This is a genomic window from Piscinibacter sp. (genome assembly GCF_047600445.1).
Classification (GTDB): Bacteria; Pseudomonadota; Gammaproteobacteria; order Burkholderiales; family Burkholderiaceae_C; genus Piscinibacter.
Genome location: NZ_JASGKT010000002.1, coordinates 1,625,872 through 1,652,210 on the forward strand (window position 1 = coordinate 1,625,872; position 26,339 = coordinate 1,652,210).

The window sequence follows — 26,339 nt, forward strand, 5'->3', positions numbered from 1 at the left end:
CCGCGCCGGCTCAGTAGCGGTCGCCGCCGCGCTTGTTGGCGTCGGGGTCGACCAGGCCGAGGAAGTCGGACCGGCCGCTGCCGGAGCGGTCGGGCATCGGGCGCGTCACGTCGAGGTCGACCTGCACCGTGAGCTGGTTGGTCGGCGCGAAGCCCATCAGGCGGCTGGCGGTCAGCTCCTCGATCGGCTTCTCGGCCGCGCCGCCGTCCATCGGCAGTTCGAGGTCGACGGAGCGCGCGTTGGTGGGGTGCTCGCCCAGGTCGCGCGCGATCGAGTACAGGAACAGCAGTTCGCGGTAGGCCGGCAGGTCGTAGGTGTCGCCCTCGGCGTCCTGGCGCATCAGCGCGGCGTCGAGCATCTGCGTCACGCGCGCCGGCTCGTCCCACAGGCGCTGGAGCTGGCGCAGCATCTGCGGGTAGTCGTCGAGCGGGCGGCCTTGCGCGAGGTCGGCGTCCCAGTCGGGCGCGTAGGCGCTGAAGCGCCGGTTGAAGCGTTCGCGCACGCGTTCGTAGGCGTCGCGCTCGCCGCGGCGGCGGTAGATTTCCAGCAGCTTCAGGTAGGGCAGCGGGCTGGCGCCGCCGCTGCTGCGCACATGGCCCATCAGCAGGTCGATGGCGGCGTCTTCCTGGCCCAGCACGACGAAGAAGTCGGCCTGCTGTTCGAGGTCGATCAGTTCCTCCACCGACAGCTCGCGGCGCGGCTCGGCGGTGGAATCGGCGCCGGGCGGGATCAGCGACACCGGCGGCTCGGTGCGCGGCGCGGTGGACGGCATCGGCGGCGACAGCGAATCGACGCCCGTGTGCGCCAGGTGGCGCTCGGCCATCACCGCCGGCTGGGTCTCCTGGCGTGTGTTGGCCGGCTCGACGGCGCGCGGCGGCGCCGGCCGGGCGGTGTCGGCCATCGCCACCGTCGCGCCGGTGGGCGCGAGCCACCACTGCGAGTTCTGGCGCGCGTGCGACTGGCGCCACCACAGCAGCGCGAGGCCGAGCGCCAGCAGGGCCGACAGCGCCGCCAGCGCGTAGACCAGCGGGTTCGAGTAGCTGTGCTCCTGCGCCTGGCCGAGCGTGGATTGCAGCGTGGCCAGCGCCTTCTGCGTCTTCTGCGATTCTTCGCTCAGCAGCTTGAGCTGCGCCTCCAGCGCGGCGATGCGCTGCTGCGCCGCCGAGGCGGCCGCCGCGGCCGACGCCGCCGCCATGTTCGATGCCGCGACTTCCGACGCCGCGGCGGCAGCCGCCTGCGCGGCGGCGGCGGACGCGGCCGAGGCGGCGGCAGCAGCCGCCACGCTGCCGGGTTCGAGCTGCAAACGCGGCCCCGGGGCCCGCGGCGCGGCGCTGGACGCCACGCGCGTGTCGGCACGGCGTTCGCGCGGCTGGGTCGGCGCCTGCGCCGCGGCGCGCGGGCGCGCAGCCGGTGCCACGCGGCCTTCGGCGCGCGCCCTCGGCTCGCGGGCCGCCGGCGCGGGTTCGGATGAGCGCGGCGCGGAGGTCGACGACGAACCCTGCGCGGCCGCGACCACCGGCGCCGTCTCGGGGTCGAAGCGCTGCGGCGGCAGGCTGGCGGGCTCGACCGGCGCCGTGCCGGCGAGGTTGATGCCGGGCGGATCGACCAGCGCGACGAAGTTGCGCGACAGGCGCTGCTGGCAGCCGGCGGACAGCGTCACGGTGACCACCGGCTCGTCGATGGCGCCGCGGGTGGTGACGCGCACCAGCCGCTCGTTCGGGTTCGGCGCCGGCTCGACCGACACGTTCACCGCCGCCGGCGCGACGCGGAACTCGCCCGACATCACCTCGGCCGTGACACATTCGCGCGGCAGCGACTCGTCGTTCTCCAGCCGCACGGTGGCCGCGAAGTTCAGCGGCTGGCCGAGGTGGGAGGCGTTGACCGAGCGCCCGAAACCGAGCGCTTGCGCGTCGCCCGCGGCGGACAACAGGCAGCCGCCCGCGGCGAGCAAGGACAGAGAGAGCGAGACCCGGCGCATTGAGCAGGTGTGTTCTTTTGCGCGAAGACTCTAGCATGGACCGCCGACCCGCCCGGAGGCGCTTTCACGGGGTGCCGGGAACGAGCGTGACACAATCGACCGAACCCCGGCGCCGGCCGAAGCCATGACATCCGAACTGTTGACCGAGCGCCAAGGCGCCGTGCTGATTCTCACGATCAGCGACCCCGAAACCCGCAATACGCTGTCCGAGGCGGTGATCACCGCGGGGATCGAGGCGCTGGGCACGGCCGAGGCCGACGACGAGCTGCGCGCCATCGTGCTGCGCGGCGCCGGCGCGCATTTCTGTGCCGGCGGCAACCTGCAGGGCCTGATGGCGCGCCGCCAGGCCGGCGTGGCGGCGCAGACGCGCCAGCTCGAACTGCTGCACCAGTGGATCGAAGCGCTGCGCGCGTGTCCCAAGCCGGTGATCGCCGCGATCGAGGGCGCGGCCGCCGGCGCCGGCTTCTCGCTCGCGCTGGCCTGCGACCTGATCGTCGCCGCCGACACGGCGCGCTTCGTGCTCTCGCACGCCCGGCTCGGCCTGACGCCCGACGCCGGCGCAACCTGGCAACTGGCGCGCGCGCTGCCGCGCAACGCGGTGCAGCAGATCGTCTGGCTGGCCGAGCCGGTGAGCGCGGCGCAACTGCACGGCTGGGGCGTGGTGCAGGTGGTCTGCCCCGGCGGGCAGGCGACGGCCGAGGCGCTGCGCCTGGCCGACCGGCTCGCCGCGATGGCGCCCAACGCAGTCGCCGGCGGCAAGGAACTGGTCAATGCCGCTTCCGGCAACAGCCTGAACGCGCAACTGGCCGCCGAACGCGACCAGTTCCTGCTCAGCCTGTTCCACGCCAACGGCGGCGAGGGCCTCGCGGCCTTCGTCGCCAAGCGCGCGCCGCGCTTCGAGTGAGACCGGGCGCGAGCGGGAAACGAACGGCGCGGGCTGTCACCTCAGCGACTGAACATGGACGTGTCGGTTCTTACACTCGAAGAACGTTCCAACATCGAGTCGGGCTCGTGGTTCTCGAAGCTCTCCCCCACCCTGCGCGAAGCCATCCTGTCGCGCGCCACGGTGCGGCGCCTGCGCGACGGCGCCGCCTTCGGCACGCGCGGCACGCCGGCGGCCGAATGGATCGCGGTGGCGCGCGGCGCGGTGCGCGTCAGCTCGGTGTCGCTGTCGGGCAAGCAGGTCACGCTGACCTACGTCGAGCCCGGCTCGTGGTTCGGCGACATCGCGCTGTTCGACGGACTGCCGCGCACGCACGACGCCAACGCGCATGGCGAGACCACCTTGCTGATCGTGCGCAAGGCCGACTTCCGCGAGTTGCTGGCTCAGCACGTCGAGTTGTACGAGGCGCTGCTGCGCCTGAATTGCCGGCGCCTGCGCATGATGTTCGACACCATCGAGGACCTCAACACGCTGCCGCTGGCGGCGCGGCTGGCCAAGCAGGTGCTGCTGCTGGCGCGGCGCTACGGCGTGCGCGAGGGCGACGAGGTGCGCATCGGATTGCAGCTCGCGCAGGCCGACCTGGCGCAACTGCTCGGTGCCTCGCGCCAGCGCGTCAACCAGGAGCTCAAGGGCTTCGAGCGCGAAGGCGCGGTGCGCGTCGAGCCGACCTCGCTGGTGGTGCTCGCCCCCGACAAACTGCTCGCCATCGCCGAGCGCTGAGCGGCCCTGCGGCCGGGCGGCGCGAGGCTCTTCACGTCCGACACGCCCCATGACCAGCCCCAGCCTCTCCGACGCCAATTCCGGCACCAAGCCGGTCGCCGAGCAGCACGCCTTCGACGCCGCGCGCCTGCAAGCCCACCTGACCCAGCACCTGGAGGGCTTCGCCGGGCCGCTGACCGTCGAGCAGTTCAAGGGCGGGCAATCCAACCCGACCTTCAAGCTGGTCACGCCGGGCGCCACCTACGTGATGCGCTGCAAGCCCGGCCCGGTGGCCAAGCTGCTGCCCTCGGCGCACGCGATCGAGCGCGAGTTCACGGTGATGCGCGCGCTGGCCGGCAGCGACGTGCCGGTGCCGGCGATGCGGCTGCTGTGCGAGGACGAATCGGTCATCGGCCGCGCCTTCTACGTGATGGAGTTCGTGCCCGGCCGCGTGCTGTGGGACCAGTCGCTGCCCGGCATGAGCCCGGCCGAGCGCGCCGCGATCTACGACGAGATGAACCGCGTCATCGCCGCGCTGCACAAGGTCGACGTGCGGCGCGCCGGCCTGGCCGGCTACGGCAAGCCGGGCAACTACTTCGAGCGCCAGATCTCGCGCTGGAGCAAGCAGTACGTCGCCTCGATCACCGAGCCGATCGAGGCGATGGACAAGCTGATCGAATGGCTGCCCGCCCACATCCCGGCCGGCGCCCGCGACGAGAGCCAGGTCTCGGTGGTGCACGGCGACTTCCGGCTCGACAACCTCGTCTTCCACCCCAGCGAGCCGCGTGTGCTGGCGGTGCTCGACTGGGAGCTGTCGACGCTCGGCCACCCGCTGGCCGACTTCAGCTACCACTGCATGTCGTGGCACATCACGCCCGGCGCGTTCCGCGGCATCGGCGGGCTGGACCTCGCCGCGCTGGGCATCCCCGACGAGAAGAGTTACGTGCGCCGCTACTGCGAGCGCACCGGCCGCGCCGACCCCGACGCGGTGATGGCCGACTGGAACTTCTACCTCGCCTACAACATGTTCCGCCTCGCCGGCATCCTGCAAGGCATCGCCAGGCGCGTCGTCGACGGCACCGCGTCGAGCGCGCAGGCCGCCGCGGCCGGCGCCGGCGCCCGGCCGCTGGCCGAGATGGGCTGGCGCATCGCCAGCCGCACCTGATCACCCGAACACCACCCGGAGAGACACGCCATGGACTTCAGCTATTCGCCCCGCACCCAGGAACTGCAGGCTCGCCTGCTGCGCTTCATGGACGAGCACATCTACCCCGCCGAAGCCGCGTGGTGGGCCGAGATCGAGGCCAACACCGCGGCCGGCCGGCGCTGGACGCCGCTGGAGGTGATCGAGCAGCTCAAGCCCAAGGCGCGCGAGGCCGGCCTGTGGAACCTGTTCCTGCCGCCCAGCGCCGACGGCCGCAAGAACACCTCGGGCGACTACGGCATCGGCCTGAGCAACCAGGAGTACGCGCCGCTGGCCGAGATCATGGGCCGCGTGCCCTGGGCCAGCGAGGTCTTCAACTGCTCGGCGCCCGACACCGGCAACATGGAAACCATCGTGCGCTACGGCACCGAGGCGCAGAAGAAGCAGTGGGCCGAGCCGCTGCTGGAGGGCAGGATCCGCAGCGGCTTCGCGATGACCGAGCCGGCGGTGGCCTCGTCGGACGCCACCAACATCGAGGCGCGCATCGAGCGCCAGGGCGACGAGTACCTCATCAACGGCCGCAAGTGGTGGACCAGCGGCGCCGGCGACCCGCGCTGCAAGATCTACATCTTCATGGGCAAGACCGACCCGGCGGCGCCCAGGCACACCCAGCAGTCGATGGTGCTGGTGCCGGCCGACGCCCCGGGGGTCAAGGTGCTGCGCCCGCTGAGTGTGTTCGGCTACGACGACGCGCCGCACGGCCACATGGAGGTGGCGTTCGAGAACGTGCGCGTGCCGGTCTCGAACATCCTGCTCGGCGAGGGCCGCGGCTTCGAGATCGCGCAGGGCCGCCTCGGCCCCGGGCGCATCCACCACTGCATGCGCCTGATCGGCCTGGCCGAGCGCTCGCTGGAGCTGATGTGCCGGCGCGCGACGCAGCGCGTCGCCTTCGGCCGGGCGCTGGCCGAACAGGGCGTGACGCGCGAGCGCATCGCGCAGGCGCGCTGCATGATCGACCAGGCGCGGCTGCTGACGCTGAAGGCCGCCTGGATGATGGACGTGGCCGGCAACAAGAGCGCCAAGGCCGAGATCGCGATGATCAAGGTGGTGGCGCCGAACATGGCCTGCCAGGTGATCGACTGGGCGATGCAGCTCCACGGCGGCGCCGGCATGAGCCAGGACACGCCGCTGGCCTACTTCTACACGCTGGCGCGCACGCTGCGCTTCGCCGACGGCCCCGACGAGGTGCACCGCAACGCGATCGCCAAGCTGGAGATCGGCAAGCTCGCCTGAAGGCGCGCGCGGCGCGGCGGGCCGCTCAGCGCGGCTTGCCGGCGCCGAAGGTCTGCCAGACGGTGGCGGGCGCGTCGCCGTCCGGGCAGTCGAGCGCCGCCGGCGACTCGTCCGGGCTCAGCGACACGCGCAGCGCCTGCCGAGCCGCGGCCTCGAACAGCGTCACCAGCGCTTCGAGCGCCGCCGGCTCGGGCTCGGCCAGTTGCATGCGCAGGTAGGCGCGGCCGCGCAGCGTCATCAGCACGAAGGGCGGGTCGAAGCGCAGCAGCGTGGCCAGCGCGCGCTCGAGCTGTTGCGCCAGCGGCCCCTCGACCCAGGCCTGCACCGCCGAGGGCAGCGACGAGGCCGCGCCGAAACGCTCGCGCAGCGCTCCATGCGCGTTCAGGTTGACCTTGGGGAACATCACCAGCCAGCGCATCTCTTCCGGCGTGGCGGTGTCGATCTGCGTCTGCAGGCCTTCCGTGAAGCTCTCGTAGGTCTGGCGCTCGAGCTGGTCCATCAGCGGCTTGCTCAGCAGCAGCATCTGCAGGTCGCCGGGCAGGTCGAGCTCCATGCGCATGCGCAGCTCGCGGCCGGCGATGTACGCGCGCTGCGGCGGGCCCCATTCGAGGCGCCAGGGCAGCTCGTCGAGCCTGCCCTCGGCCACGAAGCCGCCGCCATCGCGCGCACGGCGAAACGCCAGCGAACGGCGCCTGGCCCAGGCCTCGGCCTCGGGCCAGGCCGGCGGCTGCGGCGTCTCGGGCCGGGCGGCGAACAGGCGCTTGATCGCGTCGAGCATCGCGGCGATCAATCCACTAGAGTTCGCCCCAACGGCGACATCGGGCGCGTGCTGCGGGGGAAGACATGATCGAAGTGTATTCGTGGGCGACACCGAACGGACACAAGGTCCACATCATGCTCGAGGAGTGCGGCCTGCCCTACCGCGCGGTGGCGGTGGACATCGGCGCCGGCGAGCAGTTCGAGCCCGGCTTCCTCGCGATCAGCCCGAACAACAAGATCCCGGCCATCGTCGACCCCGACGGCCCGGGCGGCGAACCCATCTCGCTGTTCGAGTCGGGCGCGATCCTGCTGTACCTGGCCGCCAAGACCGGCCGCTTCCTGCCCGACGACCTGCGCGGCAAGTACGAGGTGCTGCAGTGGCTGATGTTCCAGATGGGCGGCGTCGGGCCGATGCTCGGCCAGGCGCACCACTTCCGCATCTACGCGCCCGAGAAGATCCCCTACGCGATCGAGCGCTACACCAACGAGGCCAGGCGCCTGTACGGCGTGCTGGACCGGCGCCTGGCCAAGAGCAGGTACCTCGGCGGCGGCGACTACTCGATCGCCGACATCGCGGTGTTCCCCTGGCTGCGCTCGTGGAAGAACCAGGGCATCGATTGGGCCGACTACCCGCACCTGAAGGGCTGGTTCGACGAGATCGCGCACCGGCCCGCAGTGATGCGCGGCGTCGAGGTGCTGGCCGACAGGCGCAAGCCGCTGGTCGACGACAAGGCGCGCGAGACGCTGTTCGGCGCCACGCAGTACCGCAGGCGCTGAAGCCGGCGCGGTATCGCGCCGCGCGCCCGGCGGTGTCGTGCGCCGCGCGGCCGCCGAACCGTGCGCGGCCCGCGGCGCGGCGCGGCTAGCATGCCGCCCGATCACGTCACCCATGGAGGATGGATGGACCTGCGACTCGCGCTGCACGAACTCGAGGCGACGCACGGCCTGGATGCGCCGACCGCGCGGCGCCTGCACGACATCGCCGGGCTCGGCGCCGAGCCCGCCGCGCTGGCGCGCCGGCTGCCGCTCGGGCTGGCGGTGCTGGCCGCGGCGCTGCTCGGCCTCGGCCTGATCTTCTGGATCGCGGCCAACTGGGACACGCTGGGCCGCTTCGGCCGCTTCGCGGTGCTGCAGGGCGCGATCGCCGCGGTGGGCCTGGGCGCCCTGCTGCGCCCCGCCTGGCGCGCGCCGCTCGCGCTGCTGGTGCTGCTGGCCACCGGCGCGCTGTTCGCCTACTTCGGGCAGACCTACCAGACCGGCGCCGACCCCTGGCAACTGTTCGCGCTGTGGGCCGCGCTGACGCTGCCGCTGGCGCTCGCGCTGCGCTCCGACCTGCTGTGGACGCCGTGGGTGCTGGTGGCCTTCGTCGGCATCGCGCTGTGGATCCATGCGCACGCCGGGCACCGCTGGCGCATCGAGCCGGACGACCTGGCCGTGCACCTGGTCGGCTGGGCCGCCGCCGGCGCGCTGGTGCTGGCGATGAGCCCGCTCGCGCAACGCCTGACCGGCGCCGGCGCCTGGGCATTGCGCGGCGCGGTGACGCTGGCGGTGATCGTGGTCACCGGCACCGCGCTGATGGCGCTGTTCTCGACGCCCGTCGCCGCGCACTACGCCGCCGGTCTGCTGGTGCTGGCCGTGCTCGCGGCGGCCTTCGTGCCGCGCGCGGGCTTCGACGTCTACGCGCTCAGCGCGGCGGCGCTGGGGCTGAACACGCTGATCGTCGCCGGCCTGGGCCGGCTGCTGTTCGAGGACGCGCGCGGCGACCCGATCGGCCGGCTGTTCCTGCTCGGCGCGCTGGCGGCCGTGCTGCTGGCCCTCACGGTGAGCCGCGTGCTCAAGCTCGCGCGTTCGTGTGCGAACCCGGAGGCCTCGGCATGAACAGGCTCGACGTCATCGTGCAAAGCGCTCGCGCGCAAGGCCTGCTGCCCGCCGACGCGCGGGCACCGGCCGACGAGGGCCGGCCCTGGCCGGTGGTGCTGCTGACCGCGCTCGGCGCCTGGCTGGCGGCGGTGCCGCTGCTCGGCGTGGTCGCGCTGCTGCTCGGCGACCTGATCAACGGCAGCGCGGGGCCTTACCTCGTCGGCGTGCTGCTGCTGGCGGTGGCCATCGTGCTGCTGCGTTCGCGCGGCCTGCCGCTGTTCCTCGAGCAGCTCGCGGTGCCGGCGCTGCTGGTCGGCGGCGGCTCGCTCGGCTACGGCCTGTTCCGCGACGCCGACATCGCGCTCGGCGCGCTGCTGCTCGCTCTGGTGACGCTGGGCGTCGCGGGCGCGTTGCGCGCCGCCTGGCTGCGCGTGCTGCTCGGCGTCGCCGCCGCGCTGCTGCTGGCGATCGCGCTGACGCCGCGGCGCTGGGATCTGTTCGAACAACAGGGCGGCGGGTCGCTGACGCAATGGTGGCTCGCCTGGCACGCCCTGCTGCTGGCCTGGTTGGCGGGACACTTCTTCGTGCGCCACCGCCTGCGCGCGCAGCCGGCGGCGCTGCTCGAATCGGTGGGCACGGGCTGGAGCCTGGCGCTGCTGGCCGCGTTCGCGTGGTGGTCGGGCATGAGCTTCCTGGTCGGCGGCGTGTTCGGCAACGGCCTGTCGGGCGAGCTCGCGCGCGAACTCGGCCGGCGCGCCGACCCCGGCCTCGCCTGGCGCGGCCTGCAGGCGGCCTCGGCGCTGCTGGCGCTGGCCGGCGCGCTGCTGGCCGCGCGCCGCTGGCGCGGGCTGCGCCATCCGGCGCTGGCCGGCGCGGCGCTGGTGCTGGTGGGCCTGGCGGCGCTGATGCCTTCGCTGGGCGCCACGCTGCTGATGCTCGCGCTGCTGGCCACCAGCGGACGCTGGCGCCTCGCCGCCGCGGCCGGCGTGGCCGCGGCCTGGATCGTCGGCGCCTTCTACTATGCGCTGGCCTGGCCGCTGGCGCACAAGGCCGCGCTGCTGGCCGGCGCGGGCGCCCTGCTGCTCGCGCTGGCATGGTGGGCCGGCGCGCGCCTCTCGCGCGGCGGCGAGGCCACGGCCCACGGCGCCGCGCCGCGCTTCGCGCGCTGGGGCATCGCGCTGTCGCTGCTGGCCGTGCTGGCGGTGGCCAACCTCGGCATCCGCGACAAGGAAGCGCTGATCCGCGACGGCCGGCCGGTGTTCGTCGAACTGGCGCCGGTGGACCCGCGCTCGCTGATGCAGGGCGACTTCATGCGCCTGAACTTCAACCTGCCGGGCGAGCCGGCCGAACGCCGCGCCGGAATGCTGCGCGCGCGTCGCCCGCACGCGGTGGCGCAGATCGACGAACGCGGTGTCGCGCGGCTGGTTCGCATCGACGCGGGCGAACCGCTGCAAGCCGGCGAGCTGCGCATCGAGCTGACGCCCAAGGGCGGCGGCTGGATCCTGGTCAGCGACGCCTGGTTCTTCGCCGAGGGCGAGGCCGAGCGCTGGGCGCGCGCGAAGTACGGCGAGTTCCGCGTCGACGCCGAGGGCCGGGCGCTGCTGGTGGGGCTGCGCGGGCCGCAACTCGAGGCGCTCTGAGCGGCCCCTAGAATCCGCCGCCTCGCAGACCGCCCCCGCCCGAATCGATCCATGTTCAAGAACGCGCTCGTCTACCGCATCGTCCAGTGGGAGCCGCCCACGCAAGCCGAGATCGAACGCCGCCTCGAAGCGGCCCGCTTCGCCGCCTGCGCGCCCTCGCAGCCCGAGGCGGCCGGCTGGGTCGAGCCGCGCGGCGAGAAGCACGGCGCGCTGCTGGAGAGCGTCGGCGGCCAGCTCATCCTGCAACTCTGCAGCGAAAGCAAGCCGGTGCCGTCGGGCGTGGTCAAGCAGCAGCTCGAAGCGCTGCTCGACCGCATCGAGGCCGACACCGGCCGCCGCCCCAAGGGCAAGGCCAAGCGCGAGCTGAAGGAGCAGGTGGTGCACGAACTGCTGCCGCGCGCCTTCCCGAAGCGCTCGGCCACCTGGGTGTGGCTGGACCTGGAGGCCAGGCTGGTGCTGGTCGGCGCGACGGCCACGAAGAAGACCGACGCGGTGCTCACGCGCCTGGTCGAGCTGTTCGGCGCGCTGCGCCTGGAGCCCTTGCAGACCGCGCTGTCACCCGCCACCGCGATGGCCGCGTGGCTGAGCGAGAAGGAAGCGCCGCGCGGCTTCGGCATCGACCGCGAATGCGAGCTGAAGCAGCCCGACAGCGAGAAGGCCGCGGTGCGCTACGCGCGCCACACGCTCGAGATCGACGAGGTCGGCGAGCACATCAAGCAGGGCAAGCTGCCGACGCAGCTCGCGCTGACCTGGAACGGCCGCGTCTCCTTCGTGCTGACCGAAGGCCTCGCGCTCAAGCGCATCAAGCTGCTCGACGTGGTGCTCGAGGGCGCCGGCCAGGGCGACGCGGACGCCGGCTTCGACGCCGACGTGGCGATCATGACCGGCGAGCTGCGCGGGCTGCTGCCGGATCTGATCGAGGCGCTGGGCGGGGTGTTGGAGAAGCAGCCGGCGGCGTGAGCTACGCTGGCCTGCCCAGAGGGAATCGAACCCCCGACCTGCGGTTTAGAAGACCGCTGCTCTATCCAACTGAGCTATGGGCAGTGCGGAGGTGTGAAGTGGTCGGGGTGAGATGATTCGAACATCCGACCCACTGCTCCCAAAGCAGTTGCGCTACCAGGCTGCGCTACACCCCGAACGGCCCGGATTGTAGTGGCCGGCGCCGTGCGCCAGCCACTCCGTTCAAGCCGGCACCGACGCCGCTGCCGGCGCCGGCAGCGCGAGCTGGCGCGCCACCGACATGCACTGGCGGATGTGCTGCTCGCAGACGTACTTCAGCGCGCTGTAGGTCAGCACCGCCGACACCGCCTGGCCAGCCAGCGGCACGAACTTGGCGGCCTGCTGGGCGCTCAGGCGCACGCCGACCAGGCGCAGCATCGACATCAGCACCTCGCGCGTGACGACGCGGCCGATCAGCATGCCGCCGCCGGCGGTGATGGCCTTGTAGACCACCACGCGGCGATCCGGCGCGAGGCGCTCGACCTGCTCGGGCGTCAGCCCGAACTCCTGGTTGATCTGGGGGATGAGCTTGAGCAGCAGCGCCACGTCGGTCATCCAGTCGACGCCGGGCAGCGGCACCATCGCCACGCCGGCGCCGAACAGCGCGCGCTTGGTGACGAGGCGGCGGCAGCGCTCGGCGGCCGCCTCGATGCGCGTGGGGGTGTCGGGCACCACCTCCCATTCGGCCGTGCGGCTCATCGCCTCGCCTCAGCCGCCCGACGCGCCGGGGCCCTTGAGCTTGCCGACGATGAACAGCAGCACGATGGCGCCCACCAGCGAGCCGATGAAGCCGGCGCCCTGCCCCATCTGGTACCAGCCGAGCGACTGGCCGACGAAGCCGGCGATGAACGAGCCGGCGATGCCCAGCAGCGTGGTCAGGATGATGCCCATGGCCTGGGTGCCGGGCAGCACGGCCCGCGCGATCAGGCCCACCACGAAGCCCACCAGGGCGGTCCAGAGCAATTCCATCGCGGATCTCCTTGTTGTGGATGGTGCGGAAGACTGTAGCCGATGCCGGGCATCAGCGCTGCAACTGCTCCCACGCCCTTTCCAGGCGCTTGACACTGACCGGCTGCGGCGTGCGAAGTTCCTGCGCGAACAGGCTGATGCGCAATTCCTCCAGCAGCCAGCGGAATTCGTCGAGCCGCGCGTCGGCGCGGCCCTTGCGCTCGGCCAGCGCGCGCGTGAAGCGCTGCTCCAGCGGACGCAGCTCGGCCAGGCGCTGCGCATCGCGCGCCGGGTCGGCGCGCCACTTGTCCAGGCGCATCTGCACGCCCTTCAGGTAGCGCGGCAGGTGCGCCAGCGCCGCCCACGGCGTGGCGGTGACGAAGCGCCTGGGCACCAGGCGCGCGAGCTGCGCCGCCACGTCGTCGGCGGTCTCGCGCGCCGGCCGGGCGTCCTTGAGCTTGCGCTGCGCCGCGCTCCACTCGGCCAGCACGGTGCCGGCGGCGCGCGCGATCTCGCTGGCGATCAGCGTCAGGCGGCCGCGGCCCTCGTCGACGCGCCGGGCGAACGCGGCCGCGTCGGCGGGCAGCGGCTCGGCGAGGAAGGCGCGGTCGAGCGCCAGCTCGACGATCTGCTCGCGCAGTTCCTCGGCGGTGCCCAGCGGCATGTAGGCCACCGCCATCTTCTGCAAGTCGGGGATGTTCTTCTCCAGGTACTTCAGCGCGTCGCGGATCTGCAGCGCCACGAGGCGGCGCAGGCCGACGCGGTGCTTGGCCGCGGCCGCGTCGGGCTCGTCGAAGACCTCGATCTCGACGTGGCCGCCGCAGTCGATCAGCGCCGGAAAGCCGACCAGCGACTGCCCGCCCTTGCGCAGTTCGAGCAGTTCGGGCAGTTCGCCGAAGGTCCAGGCGGCGTACTTCTCCGACGCCTTCGCGGCCGGCGGCGGCGCGGCCGGCGCGCTGGCCGCCGGGGTGGCCGACGCGGCGGGTGCCGCGGGCACCGCCGGCGCGGCGGCGATCTTCAGCGCCGCCAGCGCCTGGAAGGCCGAGCGCGCCTGGCCGCCCAGCTCGGCCTTCAGCGCCGCGAGGTTGCGCCCGCTGCCGAGCTGGCGGCCGTGTTCGTCGACGACGCGGAAGTTCATCGCCAGGTGCGGGCTGAGCTGTTCGCGCTTGAAGTCGTTGCGCTGCACGGCGAGCTGGGTGCGCTCGCGCACGTGGCGCAGCAGCGCGTCGATCAGGTCGCCCTGCGCGAACGCGGCCTCGGCGACGAACTCCTCCGCGTAGGCCGGCAGCGGCACCAGGCGCGAGCGCGGCCGCTGGTGCAGCGTCTTCACCAGCGCCAGCACCTTGTCCTTCAGCATGCCCGGCACCAGCCATTCGCAGCGTTCCTCGGCGACCTGGTTGAGCACGTAGATCGGCACGGTGACGGTGAGGCCGTCCTTGGCGTCGCCGGGCTCGTGCAGGTAGCTCGCCGCGCAGTCGATGCCGCCGAGGCGGATGGTTTTCGGGAACGCGGCTGTGGTGATGCCGGCGGCCTCGTGGCGCATCAGCTCGTCGCGCGTCAGCGTCAGCAGGCGCGGCTGGCGTTTGACCTCCTCGCGGTACCAGCGCTCCAGCGTCGCGCCGCTGACCACGTCGGCGGGAATCTGCGCGTCGTAGAAGGCGTAAATCAGGTCGTCGTCCACCAGCACGTCCTGGCGCCGCGACTTGTGCTCCAGCTCCTGCACCTGCGCGATCAGCTTGCGGTTGGCGGCCAGGAACGGCAGCCGCGTCTCCCACTCGCCGCCCACCAGCGCCTCGCGGATGAAGATCTCGCGCGCCGCCTTCGGGTCGACGTTGCCGAAGTTCACGCGCCGGTTGTTGTAGACCACGATGCCGTACAGCGTGGCGCGCTCCAGCGCCACCACCTCGGCGGCCTTCTTCTCCCAGTGCGGTTCGAGCAACTGCGTCTTGATGACGTGCGCCGCGATGCCGGGCAGCCAGGCCGGGTCGATCGCGGCGATGCCGCGGCCGAACAGCCGCGTGGTCTCGACCAGTTCGGCGGCGACGATCCAGCGCCCCGGCTTCTTCGACAGATGCGTGCCCGGGTGGCGGTGGAAGCGGATGCCGCGCGCGCCCAGGTACCAGTCCTCGTCGTCGCTCTTGCAGCCGATGTTGCCCAGCAGCCCGGCCAGCAGCGATAGATGGATCTGCTCGTAGGTGGCCGGCGTCGCGTTGAGCCGCCAGCCGTGTTCGGCCACCACCGTGTGCAGTTGCGCATGCAGGTCGCGCCACTCACGCACGCGGCGCGGCGAGATGAAGTGCTCGCGCAGCAACTGCTCCTGCTTGCGCAGGCTGAGCTTGTGTTCGCCCTTCTCTTTCGAATGAGCACCCTTGCTGTCTTCCAGCCACTTCCACAGCTTGAGGTCGCCGCTGAACTCGGAGCGCTCGTCGTCGAACTTCCGGTGCGCGTTGTCGGCGGCCTGCTGCTGCTCGAGCGGGCGGTCGCGCACGTCCTGCAGGCTGAAGGCGGCGGCGATCACCAGGATCTCGGTCAGCGCCTGGCGCTCGCGCGCCTCCAGGATCATGCGGCCGACGCGCGGGTCCAGCGGCAGCCGGGCCAGCTCGGTGCCGATGCGGGTGAGCTGGTTGGTCTCGTCGACCGCGCCGAGCTCGGACAGGAGCTGGTAGCCGTCGGCGATCGCGCGGCGCGGCGGCGCTTCGAGGAAGGGGAAGTCCTCGACGTTGCCCAGGCCGAGCGACTTCATGCGCAGGATCACGCCGGCCAGCGACGAGCGCAGGATCTCCGGGTCGGTGAAACGCGGCCGGCCGGCGTAGTCCTTCTCGTCGTACAGGCGGATGCAGATGCCGTTGGCCACGCGCCCGCAGCGCCCGGCGCGCTGGTTCGCCGCCGCCTGGCTGACCGGCTCGACCAGCAACTGCTCGACCTTGTTGCGGTAGCTGTAGCGCTTGACGCGCGCGGTGCCGGCGTCGATCACGTAGCGGATGCCGGGCACCGTCAGCGAGGTTTCGGCCACGTTGGTGGCCAGCACGATGCGCGGCGCGCCGTGCGGCTCGAAGACGCGGTCCTGCTCCTGCTGCGACAGCCGCGCGAACAGCGGCAGGATCTCCACGCCCGGCGGGTGGTGGCGGCGCAGGTGCTCGGCCGCCTCGCGGATCTCGCGCTCGCCGGGCAGGAAGACCAGCACGTCGCCCGCGCCCTCGCGCCAGAGTTCGTCGACGGCCTCGCCGATGGCGTCGTTCAGGTCGAACTCGCGCGACTCCTCGAACGGCCGCCATCGCTGCTCCACCGGGAACAGCCGCCCCGACACCTGGATCACCGGCGCCGGAGCGCGCGCCGAGGCGAAGTGCTGCGCGAAGCGGTCGGCGTCTATGGTCGCCGAGGTCACGATCAGCTTCAGGTCGGGCCGGCGCGGCAGGATGCGGCGCAGGTAGCCGAGCAGGAAGTCGATGTTCAGGCTGCGCTCGTGCGCCTCGTCGATGATCAGCGTGTCGTAGGCGCGCAGCAGCGGGTCGCTTTGCGTCTCGGCCAGCAGGATGCCGTCGGTCATCAGCTTGACCGAGGCGCCGCGCTGCAGGCGGTCCTGGAAGCGCACCTTGTAGCCCACCACCTCGCCGAGCGGCGAGTTCAGCTCCTGGGCGATGCGCTTGGCCACGCTCGACGCCGCGATGCGGCGCGGCTGCGTGTGGCCGATCAGGCCCTTGCCGCCCGCGCCCAGCCCGCGGCCCAGCGCCAGCGCGATCTTCGGCAACTGCGTGGTCTTGCCCGAGCCGGTCTCGCCGCAGACGATCACCACCTGGTTCGCCTCGACGGCGCGCGCGATCTCGTCGCGCCGCGCCGAGACGGGCAGCGATTCGGGGAAGCTGATCGCCGGAACGGCGTTGGGAGCAGGTGCTGGCACGGGGCGCGGATTATCGGAGACAAGCCCCGGAGCGCGCCGCGCCCTGCGGCACAATTGCCGCCGCAGCCGCCCTTCCCGCGCCGATGAGCCTCGTCTTCCCCCACACCTTCGTGCCGTGGTTCCGCCATGTCGCGCCGCACATCCACGCCTACCGCGGCAAGACCTTCGTCGTCGCGATCGCCGGCGAGCTGATCGCCGCCGGCAAGCTCGACCGCTTCGCGCAGGACCTCGCGATCCTGCACGCGATGGGCATCAAGCTGGTGCTGGTGCACGGCTTCCGCCCGCAGGTCACCGAGCAGTTGCGCGTCAAGGGCCACCCGGCGCGCTACAGCCACGGCATGCGCATCACCGACGCGGTGGCGCTCGACTGCGCGCAGGAAGCCGCCGGCCAGCTCCGCTTCGAGATCGAGGCGGCCTTCTCGCAGGGCCTGCCGAACACGCCGATGGCCAACGCCATCGTGCGCGTGGTCTCGGGCAACTTCCTGACCGCGCGGCCGGTGGGCATCGTCGACGGCGTCGACTTCATGCACAGCGGCGTGGTGCGCAAGGTCGACGCGGGCGCGATGCGCAAGGCCATAGACACCGGCGCGCTGGTGCTGCTGTCGCCGTTCGGCTTCTCGCCCACCGGCGAGGCCTTCAACCTGACGATGGAAGACGTGGCCACCAGCGCGGCCGTCGCGCTGCAGGCCGACAAGCTGCTGTTCATGACCGAGGTGCCCGGCATCCACGAGAAGGTCGACGACGCCGACAGCCCGATCGACACCGAGCTGGCGCTGGCCGAGGCCGAGCGGCTGCTGGCCGCGCTGCCCGCGCCGACGCAGCCCGCCGACCCGGCCTTCTACCTGCGCCACTGCGTCAAGGCCTGCCGCGGCGGCGTGGAGCGCTCGCACATCCTGCCCTTCGCGGTCGACGGCGCGCTGCTGCTGGAGGTGTTCACGCACGACGGCATCGGCACGATGGTGGTCGACGAGAAGCTCGAGAGCCTGCGCGAGGCCGGCGCCGACGACATCGGCGGCATCCTGCAACTGATCGAGCCCTTCGAGAGCGACGGCACCCTGGTCAAGCGCAGCCGCACCGAGATCGAGCGCGACATCGGCCACTACACGGTGATCGAGCACGACGGCGTGATCTTCGCCTGCGCCGCGCTGTACGCCTATCCCGAGGCGCGCACCGGCGAACTGGCGGCGCTGACGGTGTCGCCCAACGTGCAGGGCCAGGGCGACGGCGAACGCATCCTCAAGCGCGTCGAGCAGCGCGCCAAGGCGATGGGGCTGGAGAGCATCTTCGTGCTGACCACGCGCACCATGCACTGGTTCATCAAGCGCGGCTTCGCCAGCGTCGACCCCGACTGGCTGCCCGAGGCGCGCAAGCGCAAGTACAACTGGGACCGGCGCTCGCAGGTCCTGGTCAAGAAACTGTGAAAGGAATTCCACCATGCCCCGCACCATCCAGTGCAGCTACCTGAAGAAGCAGGCCGAGGGCCTGGACTTCGCGCCCTACCCCGGCGAGCTCGGCAAGCGCATCTACAACGAGATCAGCAAGGAGGCCTGGGCGCTGTGGCTCAAGCACCAGACCATGCTGGTCAACGAGAACCGCCTGAACCTGGCCGACCAGCGCGCCCGCCAGTACCTGGCGCGCCAGATGGAGCGCTTCTTCTTCGGTGAGGGCGCCGAGCAGCCGGCCGGCTACGTGCCGCCTTCGGCCTGATTCCAGCTTGCACCCGGCCTGATCCCGCTATCCGGCGCGGGCATTCATTGAGAACGCTTCTCGTTCGACTCTAGAATCCCGGGCTCCCGCCACCAGGAGTCCGCATGAAGATACGCCTCGCCCTCGCCTCCATCGCCGCCCTGCTGGCCGCCGCGCCCGCCGCCGCGCAGGACAAGGTGCTCAACCTCTACTCGGCGCGCCACTACCAGACCGACGAGGCGCTGTACGCCGACTTCACCAAGGCCACCGGCATCCGCATCAACCGCGTCGATGCCGACGACGCCGGCATCGTGGCGCGCCTGAAGAGCGAAGGCGCGGCCAGCCCGGCCGACGTGGTACTGCTGGTCGACGCGGCGCGCCTGTGGAACGCCGAGTCCAGCGGCCTGTTCCAGCCCTTCAAGTCGGCGCTGCTCGAACAGCGCATCCCCGCCACGCTGCGCGGCGCCGACGACGGCAAGGGTTCGCAGTGGTTCGGCTTCTCGACGCGCGGCCGCGTGATCGTCTACAACAAGCTGAACGTCAAGAAGGACGACGTCGACACCTACGAGGAACTCGGCGACCCGAAGAACAAGGGCAAGGTCTGCACCCGTTCCGGCTCGCACCCCTACAACCTCTCGCTGTTCGGCGCGATGCTGCAGCACCTGGGCGAACCCGCCACCGAGAACTGGCTCAAGGGCGTGGTCGACAACATGGCGCGTGCGCCCAAAGGCGGCGACACCGACCAGATCAAGGCCGTGGCCAGCGGTGAATGCCAGATCGCGCTGACCAATACCTATTACCTGGCGCGCCTGATGCGCTCTTCGAAGCCGGAAGACCGCGCGGTGGTCGAAAAGGTCGGCGTGGTGTTTCCCAACCAAGCCAGCTGGGGAACGCACGTGAATATCGCCGGTGCCGCCATCGCGCGCCATGCGCCGAACCTCGACTCGGCCAAGCAGTTTCTCGAATACCTGGCCAGCGACTCGGCGCAGGCGTATTTTGCCGACGGCAACAACGAATGGCCGGCGGTGCCCGGCGTCAAGACGGCCAACCCGGCGCTCGCCGCGCTCGGCACGTTCAAGGCCGAAACCATTCCGGTTGCCGCCGCCGGCGGCAACCAGGTGAAGGTTCAGCAAATGCTGGACCGTGTCGGCTACAAATGAATCCGTGGGTTTGAACCCGAGGGTTTGCCATTGATTTTCAGGAGCGGAAACCGGGCCGCTCCTGCCTAGAATATCCCCGCCGCGACATCGGGTTTGCGGGGAGTTTTGAATGGCCACCCTCCAGGAACTGCTGCAGCAGAAAGAAGCGCTAGAGCGCCAAATCGACCTGACCCGCAAACGCGAGCGCGCCGAGGCGATCGCCCAGGTGCGCGCGCTGATGAACGAATACGGCCTGACGCCGGCCGACCTCGGCGCGCGCGCCGTGCCGCCGGCGCCCGCCAAGTCCGGCGCGACCAAGCTGGCGCCGAAATACCGCCATCCCGACAGCGGCGAAACCTGGAGCGGCCGCGGCCTGCAGCCCAACTGGCTGAAGGCGGCCCTGGCCGCCGGCCGCAAACTCGACGAGTTCAAGCTCTGAACACGCTCGCGCGCTCGGCGATGTCCCGGCTGCGCGCGCTGGGCCACGGGCTGCCGTTGCCGCGGCGCGCCCTGGCCGCCTTCGGCTGGGCGCTGGCGCTGTGCCTGGCCTACTACGCCAGCGGCCTGCTCGGCCTGGCCATACCGCAGGTCGGCCACAGCGTCAGCCTGATCTGGGCGCCCGCCGGCATCGCCTTCGCGGCGCTGCTGCGCCTCGGGCCGCGCCTGTGGCCGGCGGTGGCGCTGGCCGCGCTGGTGGTCGCCTTGTCCAGCGGCCTGGCGCTGTGGATGGCCGTGCTGGTGGCGCTCGGCAACGCCGGGGCGATGGCCTGGGTGGCCGCGCTGCTGCGGCGCCGGCGCATGCAGCCGGCGCTGGGCCGGCGTCACGACCTGCGCCTGCTGGCCCTCGGCGCCTGCGGCGCGGCGGCGCTGACGGCCACGAACGGCACGCTGTGGCTGCTGCTCGGCAGCGCGCTGCCCTGGTCCGCCGCACCGCGCCTGTGGGGCCACTGGTGGCTGGGCGACCTGATGGGGGTGATCGTCGTCGGCGTGCCGCTGCTGACGCTGTCGCGCCGCACCTTCGCCCAGGCGCTCGCGCCGGGCTGGCTGGGCGCGGCGCTGGCGGGCGCCTCGCTGCTGGCGGCGTGGCTGGCGTTCCGCGGCGCGGGCGGCATGCCGTCGCCGCTGCTGTTCGTGCCCTACCTGCTGCTGGGCTGGCTGGCGCTGCGCAGCGGCCTGTTCACCGCCTCGGCGACGGTGCTGGTGCTGGCGCTGATCGCGCTCGCCGGCACGCTGGCCGGCGCCGGCCCGTTCGCCTCGGCGCCGCCGCAGCGCGGCCTGGGCCTGCTGGCCGGCTACCTCGCCACGCTGGCGGCGGTGCCGCTGCTGGCCGCAGCGCTGGTCGGCGAACTGAGCGCCCGTGCGCAGCGCTGGCGGCTCGCGCTGGCCGCCTCGCAACTCGGCGTGGCCGACTGGAACCTGCGCCGAGCCGAGATCGAGTTCTCGCCGCGCTGGGCCGCGCTGCTCGACGCGCCGGAACTCGACGCGCCGGCGCCGGCACAGGCCTTCTGGTCGCGCCTGCGCGACGACGACCACCCCGCGGTGCAGGCGGCGCTGGCCTCGCTGCGCGACGCGCAGGCCGAGTCGGCGTGCGTCGAATGCCAGATGCGCCGCGGCGACGGCGCCTGGCGCTGGTTCGAGCTGAACGCGCTGGCCGCCGAGCGCGATGCCGACGGCGCGCCGCTGCGCCTGGTGGCCACGCTGCGCGACGTGCACGGCGAACACGAGACGCGTGCGCGCGAACTGGCCGCCGACGGCCTGTACCGCCAGTTGCAGGAGCGCATGGCGCGCCAGGCCTTCTACGACGAGGTGACGCGCCTGCCCAACCGCACCCGGCTCGGCCATGCTGCTGCACGACGCGCTGGACACCAGCCGGCGCGAAGGCTCGCTGCTGACGGTGTGCCACCTCGACATCGACCACTTCAAGGACATCAACGACAGGTACGGCCGCGACGCCGGCGACCGGCTGATGGCCGCGCTGGCCGCGCGCGTGCAGGCCTCGCTGCGCAGTTGGGCCGGCGGCGACGACGTCGCGGCGCGCGTCGGCGGCGACGAGTTCGCGCTGCTGCTGCGCACCGCCACGCTGCGCGAGAGCCACCACGCCGTCGAGCGCGTGCTGCGCCAGGTCGCGCAGCCCTGCGACATCGGCCTGCCCGACGGCCCGCTCAGCGTCACGGCCAGCATCGGCGCCACCGTCTTCCCCTACGACCGCGCCGACGGCGACGCGCTGCTGCGCCACGCCGACCAGGCGATGTACGGCGCCAAGCAGGCCGGCCGCAACGGCTACCTGTTCTTCGACGCCGAGCAGGAGCGCCGCACCAAGGACCGCTTCGTCGCGCTCGGCCGCGTGCAGGAGGCGCTGGACGCCTCCGAGTTCGAGCTGCACTACCAGCCGCGCGTCGACATGCGGCGCGGCCGCGTGCGCGGCGCCGAGGCGCTGCTGCGCTGGCGGCACCCGGAGCAGGGGCTGGTCGGGCCGTCGCAGTTCATGCCGCTGGTCGAGCACACCGTGCTCGGCGTCGCGCTCGGGCGCTGGGTGCTGGCGCAGGGCGTGGCGCAGCTCGCCGCCTGGCTGCACGAGGGGCTGGACCTGACGCTGAACATCAACGTCTCGGCGCGCCACCTGCAGGAGCCCGCCTTCGTCGACGAACTGGCCGCGCTGCTCGCGCCGCACGGCCCGGCGGTGGCCGGGCACCTGGTGCTGGAGGTGCTGGAGACCGCCGCGCTGGCCGACATCGACTACACCTGCGAGCTGATGCAGCGCTGCCGCGAGCTGGGCGTGCGCTTCGCGCTCGACGACTTCGGCACCGGCTACTCGACCTTCACCTACCTGAAGCGCCTGCCGGTCGACCAGATCAAGATCGACCGCTCGTTCGTGCAGCAGATGCTCGACGACCGCCAGGACCACGCCATCGTCGAGGGCGTGATCGCGCTGGCGCACGCCTTCGGCTGCGAGGTGGTGGCCGAGGGCGTCGAGGCGCCCGCGCAGGCGGCGCGGCTGGTCGAACTGGGCTGTGACGCCGGCCAGGGCAACGGCATCGCCGCGGCCATGCCGCCCGAGCGGCTGCCGCCGTGGATCCAGGCCTTCGCCGGCATGCCGGCCCCGGACCCGGCCCCGCCCTCGGACAGCCTTTAGACTTTGGCCGGTGATCCCGCCCGGCTTCATCCAGGAACTGCTCTCGCGCACCGACATCGTCGACGTGGTCGGGCGCCACGTGCAGCTCAAGAAGGCCGGCATCAACCACAAGGGGCTGTGCCCCTTCCACGGCGAGAAGTCGCCCAGCTTCATCGTCAGCCCGTCGCGCCAGACCTACCACTGCTTCGGTTGCGGCGCGCACGGCAACGCGGTCGGCTTCCTGATGGAGCATGCCGGCCTGGGTTTCCCGGAGGCGGTGCGCGAGCTGGCCCAGCAGGTCGGCCTGGTGGTGCCGGAAGACGACAGCTCGCCGGCCGAGCGCGAGCGCGCCGCCGCGCAGAAGCAGCGCCAGGCGACGCTCACCGACGTGCTCGCCAAGGCCTGCGACCACTACCGCAAGGAACTGCGCGCCAGCCCGCGCGCGATCGACTACCTCAAGCGCCGCGGCCTGAGCGGCGAGATCGCCGCGCGCTTCGGCCTCGGCTACGCGCCCGACGGCTGGCGCAGCCTGGCCAGCGCCTTCGCGCGCTACGACGATCCGCTGCTGGAGGAAAGCGGCCTGGTGATCGTCAAGCCCGCCGACAGCGGCGACGAGGCCGACGCGCGGCGCTACGACCGCTTCCGCGACCGCGTCATGTTCCCTATCCGCTCGGTGCAGGGCGAGGTGATCGGCTTCGGCGGACGCATCATCGACCAGGGCGAGCCCAAGTACCTCAACTCGCCCGAGACGCCGGTGTTCAGCAAGGGCCGCGAGCTGTACGGCCTGTACGAAGGTCGCAGCGCGATCCGCCAGCGCGGCTACGCGCTGGTGGTCGAGGGCTACATGGACGTGGTCGCGCTGGCGCAAAGCGGCTTCGGCAACGCGGTGGCCACGCTGGGCACCGCCTGCACGGCGGAGCACGTTCAGAAGCTGTTCCGCTTCACCGACTCGGTGGTGTTCAGCTTCGACGGCGACGCCGCCGGCCGCCGCGCCGCCGGCCGCGCGCTGGAAGCGAGCCTGCCGCACGCCAGCGACACGCGCACCGTGCGCTTCCTGTTCCTGCCCGCCGAGCACGACCCGGACTCCTACGTGCGCGAACTGGGCGCCGAGGCCTTCGAGCAGTGCGTCGCGCAGGCGGTGCCGCTGTCGCGCCAGTTGATCGAGGCGGCCCGCGCCGATGTCGACACCGCCACCGCCGAAGGCCGCGCGCGCTTCGTCGTGCAGGCGCGGCCGCTGTGGAACGCGCTGCCGCCGGGCATGCTCCAGCGCCAGTTGCTGGGCCAGATCGCCTCCGTCGCGGCGCTGCCGGTGGAAGAACTCGCCGCCGCCTGGCAGACCCAGGCGCAGGGGCCGGCGCCACGCCGCGCGCCGCCGCGCCCGCCGGCGGCGCGCCGCCACATGCCGCGCCAGCCGGAAGACCGCGTGCTGTGGGCCTTGCTGCTGGAAAGCGGCTGGTGGAGCGAACTCTCCGCCGAGGACCACGAGCGCCTGTGCGCGCTGCAAGACTGGCGCGGCGAGGCGTTCCGGCTGATCGACCGGCTCGCCACCGAAGAAGGCAACCTGCCCTGGGCGGCGCTGCGCGAGCGGCTGGCCGGCGAGGCATGGGCGGCGCAGGCGCTGCACCTGGTCGACGGCGAAGACCCGGCCATCGAGCCATCGCTGGAGGATCTGCGCGCCTCCATCGTGCAACTGCGCCGGGCATCGGTGGACGCCGAGGTCATGCGCATCCTCGGCCGACGCTGAAAATACGGCCTCCGCTTTGTATAATGCACGGTTTGTACGCGCGGCAAGAGTGACAGCAGCACCTCCGGGCCCCGGCCACCCTGCGACACAGGGTCACACACCAGGCCACCCATTCCCCGCAAGGGCTGCGCTCTACGGACTGTTCACGCCAGCTTGCCCGCCGCCAGCCGCCCGAACGGGCGCGCCGGCCGCCGCATGGCCCCCTACCATCCGAGGAATCGCATGACCGCGAAGAAGAGCGCCGCTCCCGCCAAGGCCGTGAAGGCCGCCGCCAAGCCCGTCAAGGCCGAGGCCGAGGACAAGAAGAAGCCCGCCAAGGCCGCGGCCAAGGCGGCGCCGGCCAAGCCGGCCGCCCGCGCAGAGGCCGCCGCGCCCAAGGGCAAGCCCGGCCGCAAGCCCAAGGAAGACCCCAAGGCCAAGAAGGAGCAGGTCGAGGAGGACTTCTCCGACATCGACGCCGATCTCGAGGGCGAGCCCGAGGTCGAGGCGGCCGAGGACAGCGCCAAGGCCGAGAAGGCCAAGCCGCTGCGCATGAAGGTGTCGCGCGCCAAGGAGCGCGCGCTGATGCGCGAGTTCGGCCTGGACGAGACGCAGTTGACCGAGGAAGAGGTCACCAAGCGGCGCCAGGAGCTGAAGACGCTCATCAAGATGGGCAAGACGCGCGGCTTCCTGACGCACCAGGAGATCAACGACCACCTGCCCGAGAAGCTGGTCGACAACGAGATCCTCGAAGCCATCGTCTCGATGCTCAACGACATGGGCATCGCGGTGTACGAGCAGGCGCCCGACGCCGCGACGCTGCTGATCGCCGGCGGCGGCACCACCACCGCCACCGAGGAAGAGGCCGAGGAAGCCGCCGAAGCGGCGCTGTCCACCGTCGACTCCGAGTTCGGCCGCACCACCGACCCGGTGCGCATGTACATGCGCGAGATGGGCACCGTCGAGCTGCTGACGCGCGAGGGCGAGATCGAGATCGCCAAGCGCATCGAAGGCGGCTTGCAGGCGATGATGCTGGCGATCTCCGCGTCGCCGACCACCATCGCCGAGCTGCTGAGCTACGCCGACCGCATCCGCGCCGGCGAGATGCAGATCTCCGAGGTGGTCGACGGTTTCGTCAGCGAGGACGAGGCCGACGACTACGTGGCCGAGGAGGACGTCGACTTCTTCGACGACGACGACGACGACGGCGCCGGCGGCAGCAAGGCGCTGACCAAGAAGCTCGAGGAGCTGAAGGCCGCGGCGATGGTCAAGTTCGACTCGCTGCGCGCCAACTTCGAGAAGATGCGCCGCGCCTTCGAGAAGGACGGCTACCAGTCGGGCGCCTACGACAAGGCGCAGCACGCCATCAGCGCCGAGCTGATGACGATCCGCTTCACCGTCAAGACGATCGAGAAGCTGTGCGGCATCCTGCGCTCGCAGGTCGACGACGTGCGCCGCTACGAACGCGAGCTGCGCAAGATCATCGTCGACAAGTGCGGCATGCCGCAGGAGTACTTCATCAAGCACTTCCCGCCCAACGCGCTGAACCTCAAGTGGGCCGAGAAGGAAGCCGCGGCCGGCAGGCCGTACAGCGTGGTGCTGCAGCGCAACCTGCCGCCGGTGCAGGAGCTGCAGAAGAAGCTCACCGACGTGCAGGCGCGCGCCGTGGTGCCGCTGGAGGACCTCAAGCTCATCAACAAGCGCATGAACGAGGGCGAGAAGGCCTCGCGCGACGCGAAGAAGGAGATGATCGAGGCCAACCTGCGCCTGGTGATCTCGATCGCCAAGAAGTACACCAACCGCGGCCTGCAGTTCCTCGACCTGATCCAGGAAGGCAACATCGGCCTGATGAAGGCGGTCGACAAGTTCGAATACCGCCGCGGCTACAAGTTCTCGACCTACGCGACGTGGTGGATCCGCCAGGCGATCACCCGCTCGATCGCCGACCAGGCGCGCACCATCCGCATCCCGGTGCACATGATCGAGACGATCAACAAGATGAACCGCCTGTCGCGCCAGCACCTGCAGGAGTTCGGCTACGAGCCCGACGCGCCGACGCTGGCCGAGAAGATGGAGATCCCCGAGGACAAGATCCGCAAGATCATGAAGATCGCCAAGGAGCCGATCTCCATGGAGACGCCGATCGGCGACGACGACGACTCGCACCTGGGCGACTTCATCGAGGACACCAACAACACCGCGCCGATCGACGCGGCGATGCAGGCCGGCCTGCGCGACGTGGTCAAGGACATCCTCGACAGCCTGACGCCGCGCGAGGCCAAGGTGCTGCGCATGCGCTTCGGCATCGAGATGAGCACCGACCACACGCTGGAGGAAGTCGGCAAGCAGTTCGACGTGACGCGCGAGCGCATCCGCCAGATCGAGGCCAAGGCGATCCGCAAGCTCAAGCACCCGAGCCGCAGCGACAAGCTGCGCACCTACCTCGACAACCTGTAGAGCCAGCCACATGGTCGCCACCGCGCGCGGGCCGAGCGCCGGGCCGCCCCAAGCCGGCCCG

General features: G+C 71.8%; 20 protein-coding genes, 2 tRNA genes and 1 pseudogene. 16 read left to right on the forward strand and 7 right to left on the reverse strand.

Annotated features, from left to right (window positions below; translation table 11 throughout):
* Nucleotides 1-10: 10 nt before the first annotated feature.
* Nucleotides 11-1,927, reverse strand: coding sequence for a hypothetical protein (locus QM792_RS11810; RefSeq protein ID WP_415150195.1), 1,917 nt, complete (start codon nt 1,925-1,927; stop codon nt 11-13).
* 175 nt (nt 1,928-2,102) lie between these two features.
* Here QM792_RS11810 and QM792_RS11815 point away from each other — a divergent pair, with 175 nt between their 5' ends.
* The 4 genes from QM792_RS11815 to QM792_RS11830 are packed head-to-tail and all read left to right on the forward strand — an operon-like array spanning nt 2,103 to nt 6,057.
* Nucleotides 2,103-2,882 (forward strand): oxepin-CoA hydrolase, alternative type, encoded by a 780-nt coding sequence (locus tag QM792_RS11815; protein ID WP_415150197.1) that lies wholly within the window; start codon nt 2,103-2,105, stop codon nt 2,880-2,882.
* Between the two features lie 54 nt (nt 2,883-2,936).
* Nucleotides 2,937-3,641, forward strand: a complete 705-nt coding sequence (locus QM792_RS11820; RefSeq protein WP_415150199.1) for a Crp/Fnr family transcriptional regulator — start codon at nt 2,937-2,939, stop codon at nt 3,639-3,641.
* 49 nt (nt 3,642-3,690) lie between these two features.
* Nucleotides 3,691-4,785, forward strand: coding sequence for a phosphotransferase (locus QM792_RS11825; RefSeq protein ID WP_415150201.1), 1,095 nt, complete (start codon nt 3,691-3,693; stop codon nt 4,783-4,785).
* Between the two features lie 30 nt (nt 4,786-4,815).
* Nucleotides 4,816-6,057 (forward strand): acyl-CoA dehydrogenase family protein, encoded by a 1,242-nt coding sequence (locus QM792_RS11830; protein WP_415150203.1) that lies wholly within the window; start codon nt 4,816-4,818, stop codon nt 6,055-6,057.
* 25 nt (nt 6,058-6,082) lie between these two features.
* On the opposite strand, the gene QM792_RS11835 is transcribed toward QM792_RS11830, so the two are convergent.
* Nucleotides 6,083-6,835, reverse strand: a complete 753-nt coding sequence (locus QM792_RS11835) for a hypothetical protein (RefSeq protein ID WP_415150205.1) — start codon at nt 6,833-6,835, stop codon at nt 6,083-6,085.
* Nucleotides 6,836-6,900: 65 nt separating this feature from the next.
* On the opposite strand from QM792_RS11835, the gene QM792_RS11840 reads away from it, so the two are divergent.
* The 4 genes from QM792_RS11840 to QM792_RS11855 all read left to right on the forward strand — a co-directional run bounded on the left by QM792_RS11840 (nt 6,901) and on the right by QM792_RS11855 (nt 11,276).
* Nucleotides 6,901-7,593: a glutathione S-transferase C-terminal domain-containing protein gene (locus QM792_RS11840; protein ID WP_415150207.1), complete on the forward strand. Its 693-nt coding sequence runs from the start codon at nt 6,901-6,903 to the stop codon at nt 7,591-7,593.
* 123 nt (nt 7,594-7,716) lie between these two features.
* Entirely contained in the window at nt 7,717-8,694 is a 978-nt protein-coding gene (locus QM792_RS11845) for a DUF2157 domain-containing protein (RefSeq protein WP_415150209.1), read from the forward strand.
* Nucleotides 8,691-10,316, forward strand: a complete 1,626-nt coding sequence (locus QM792_RS11850) for a GDYXXLXY domain-containing protein (RefSeq protein ID WP_415150211.1) — start codon at nt 8,691-8,693, stop codon at nt 10,314-10,316. Before QM792_RS11845 ends, QM792_RS11850 begins: the two co-directional genes overlap by 4 nt.
* 51 nt (nt 10,317-10,367) lie before the next feature.
* Nucleotides 10,368-11,276 (forward strand): recombination-associated protein RdgC, encoded by a 909-nt coding sequence (locus QM792_RS11855; RefSeq protein WP_415150213.1) that lies wholly within the window; start codon nt 10,368-10,370, stop codon nt 11,274-11,276.
* 7 nt (nt 11,277-11,283) lie between these two features.
* On the opposite strand, the gene QM792_RS11860 is transcribed toward QM792_RS11855, so the two are convergent.
* From QM792_RS11860 to hrpA, 5 genes are all read right to left on the reverse strand, one after another.
* Nucleotides 11,284-11,360, reverse strand: a tRNA-Arg gene (locus tag QM792_RS11860).
* 15 nt (nt 11,361-11,375) lie between these two features.
* Nucleotides 11,376-11,452 (reverse strand) — tRNA-Pro (locus QM792_RS11865).
* Between the two features lie 46 nt (nt 11,453-11,498).
* A complete protein-coding gene (locus QM792_RS11870; protein WP_415150215.1) occupies nt 11,499-12,014 on the reverse strand; it encodes a hypothetical protein in 516 nt (171 codons plus the stop codon).
* A gap of 9 nt (nt 12,015-12,023) precedes the next feature.
* Nucleotides 12,024-12,284, reverse strand: coding sequence for a GlsB/YeaQ/YmgE family stress response membrane protein (locus QM792_RS11875; protein ID WP_415150217.1), 261 nt, complete (start codon nt 12,282-12,284; stop codon nt 12,024-12,026).
* Nucleotides 12,285-12,336: 52 nt separating this feature from the next.
* Nucleotides 12,337-16,161 carry an ATP-dependent RNA helicase HrpA gene (gene hrpA / locus QM792_RS11880; RefSeq protein ID WP_415150219.1) on the reverse strand — a complete coding sequence of 1,275 codons (3,825 nt, stop codon included), beginning with the start codon at nt 16,159-16,161 and terminating at the stop codon, nt 12,337-12,339.
* An 83-nt stretch (nt 16,162-16,244) separates the two neighbouring features.
* Here hrpA and argA point away from each other — a divergent pair, with 83 nt between their 5' ends.
* The 8 genes and pseudogenes from argA to rpoD all read left to right on the forward strand — a co-directional run bounded on the left by argA (nt 16,245) and on the right by rpoD (nt 26,278).
* Nucleotides 16,245-17,582, forward strand: coding sequence for an amino-acid N-acetyltransferase (argA, locus tag QM792_RS11885; RefSeq protein ID WP_415150221.1), 1,338 nt, complete (start codon nt 16,245-16,247; stop codon nt 17,580-17,582).
* A 13-nt stretch (nt 17,583-17,595) separates the two neighbouring features.
* Nucleotides 17,596-17,868 (forward strand): oxidative damage protection protein, encoded by a 273-nt coding sequence (locus tag QM792_RS11890; protein WP_415150223.1) that lies wholly within the window; start codon nt 17,596-17,598, stop codon nt 17,866-17,868.
* 104 nt (nt 17,869-17,972) lie between these two features.
* Nucleotides 17,973-19,007, forward strand: coding sequence for an extracellular solute-binding protein (locus QM792_RS11895; RefSeq protein ID WP_415150225.1), 1,035 nt, complete (start codon nt 17,973-17,975; stop codon nt 19,005-19,007).
* A 109-nt stretch (nt 19,008-19,116) separates the two neighbouring features.
* A complete protein-coding gene (locus tag QM792_RS11900; RefSeq protein ID WP_415150227.1) occupies nt 19,117-19,425 on the forward strand; it encodes an H-NS family nucleoid-associated regulatory protein in 309 nt (102 codons plus the stop codon).
* A gap of 20 nt (nt 19,426-19,445) precedes the next feature.
* Nucleotides 19,446-20,624 (forward strand): annotated as a pseudogene (locus QM792_RS11905) (MASE1 domain-containing protein); the annotation flags it as partial.
* A 202-nt stretch (nt 20,625-20,826) separates the two neighbouring features.
* Nucleotides 20,827-22,119 carry a putative bifunctional diguanylate cyclase/phosphodiesterase gene (locus QM792_RS11910; RefSeq protein ID WP_415150228.1) on the forward strand — a complete coding sequence of 431 codons (1,293 nt, stop codon included), beginning with the start codon at nt 20,827-20,829 and terminating at the stop codon, nt 22,117-22,119.
* Nucleotides 22,120-22,129: 10 nt separating this feature from the next.
* Nucleotides 22,130-23,842 carry a DNA primase gene (dnaG, locus tag QM792_RS11915; protein WP_415150230.1) on the forward strand — a complete coding sequence of 571 codons (1,713 nt, stop codon included), beginning with the start codon at nt 22,130-22,132 and terminating at the stop codon, nt 23,840-23,842.
* A 222-nt stretch (nt 23,843-24,064) separates the two neighbouring features.
* Nucleotides 24,065-26,278 carry an RNA polymerase sigma factor RpoD gene (rpoD, locus tag QM792_RS11920; protein ID WP_415150232.1) on the forward strand — a complete coding sequence of 738 codons (2,214 nt, stop codon included), beginning with the start codon at nt 24,065-24,067 and terminating at the stop codon, nt 26,276-26,278.
* Nucleotides 26,279-26,339 lie beyond the last annotated feature (61 nt).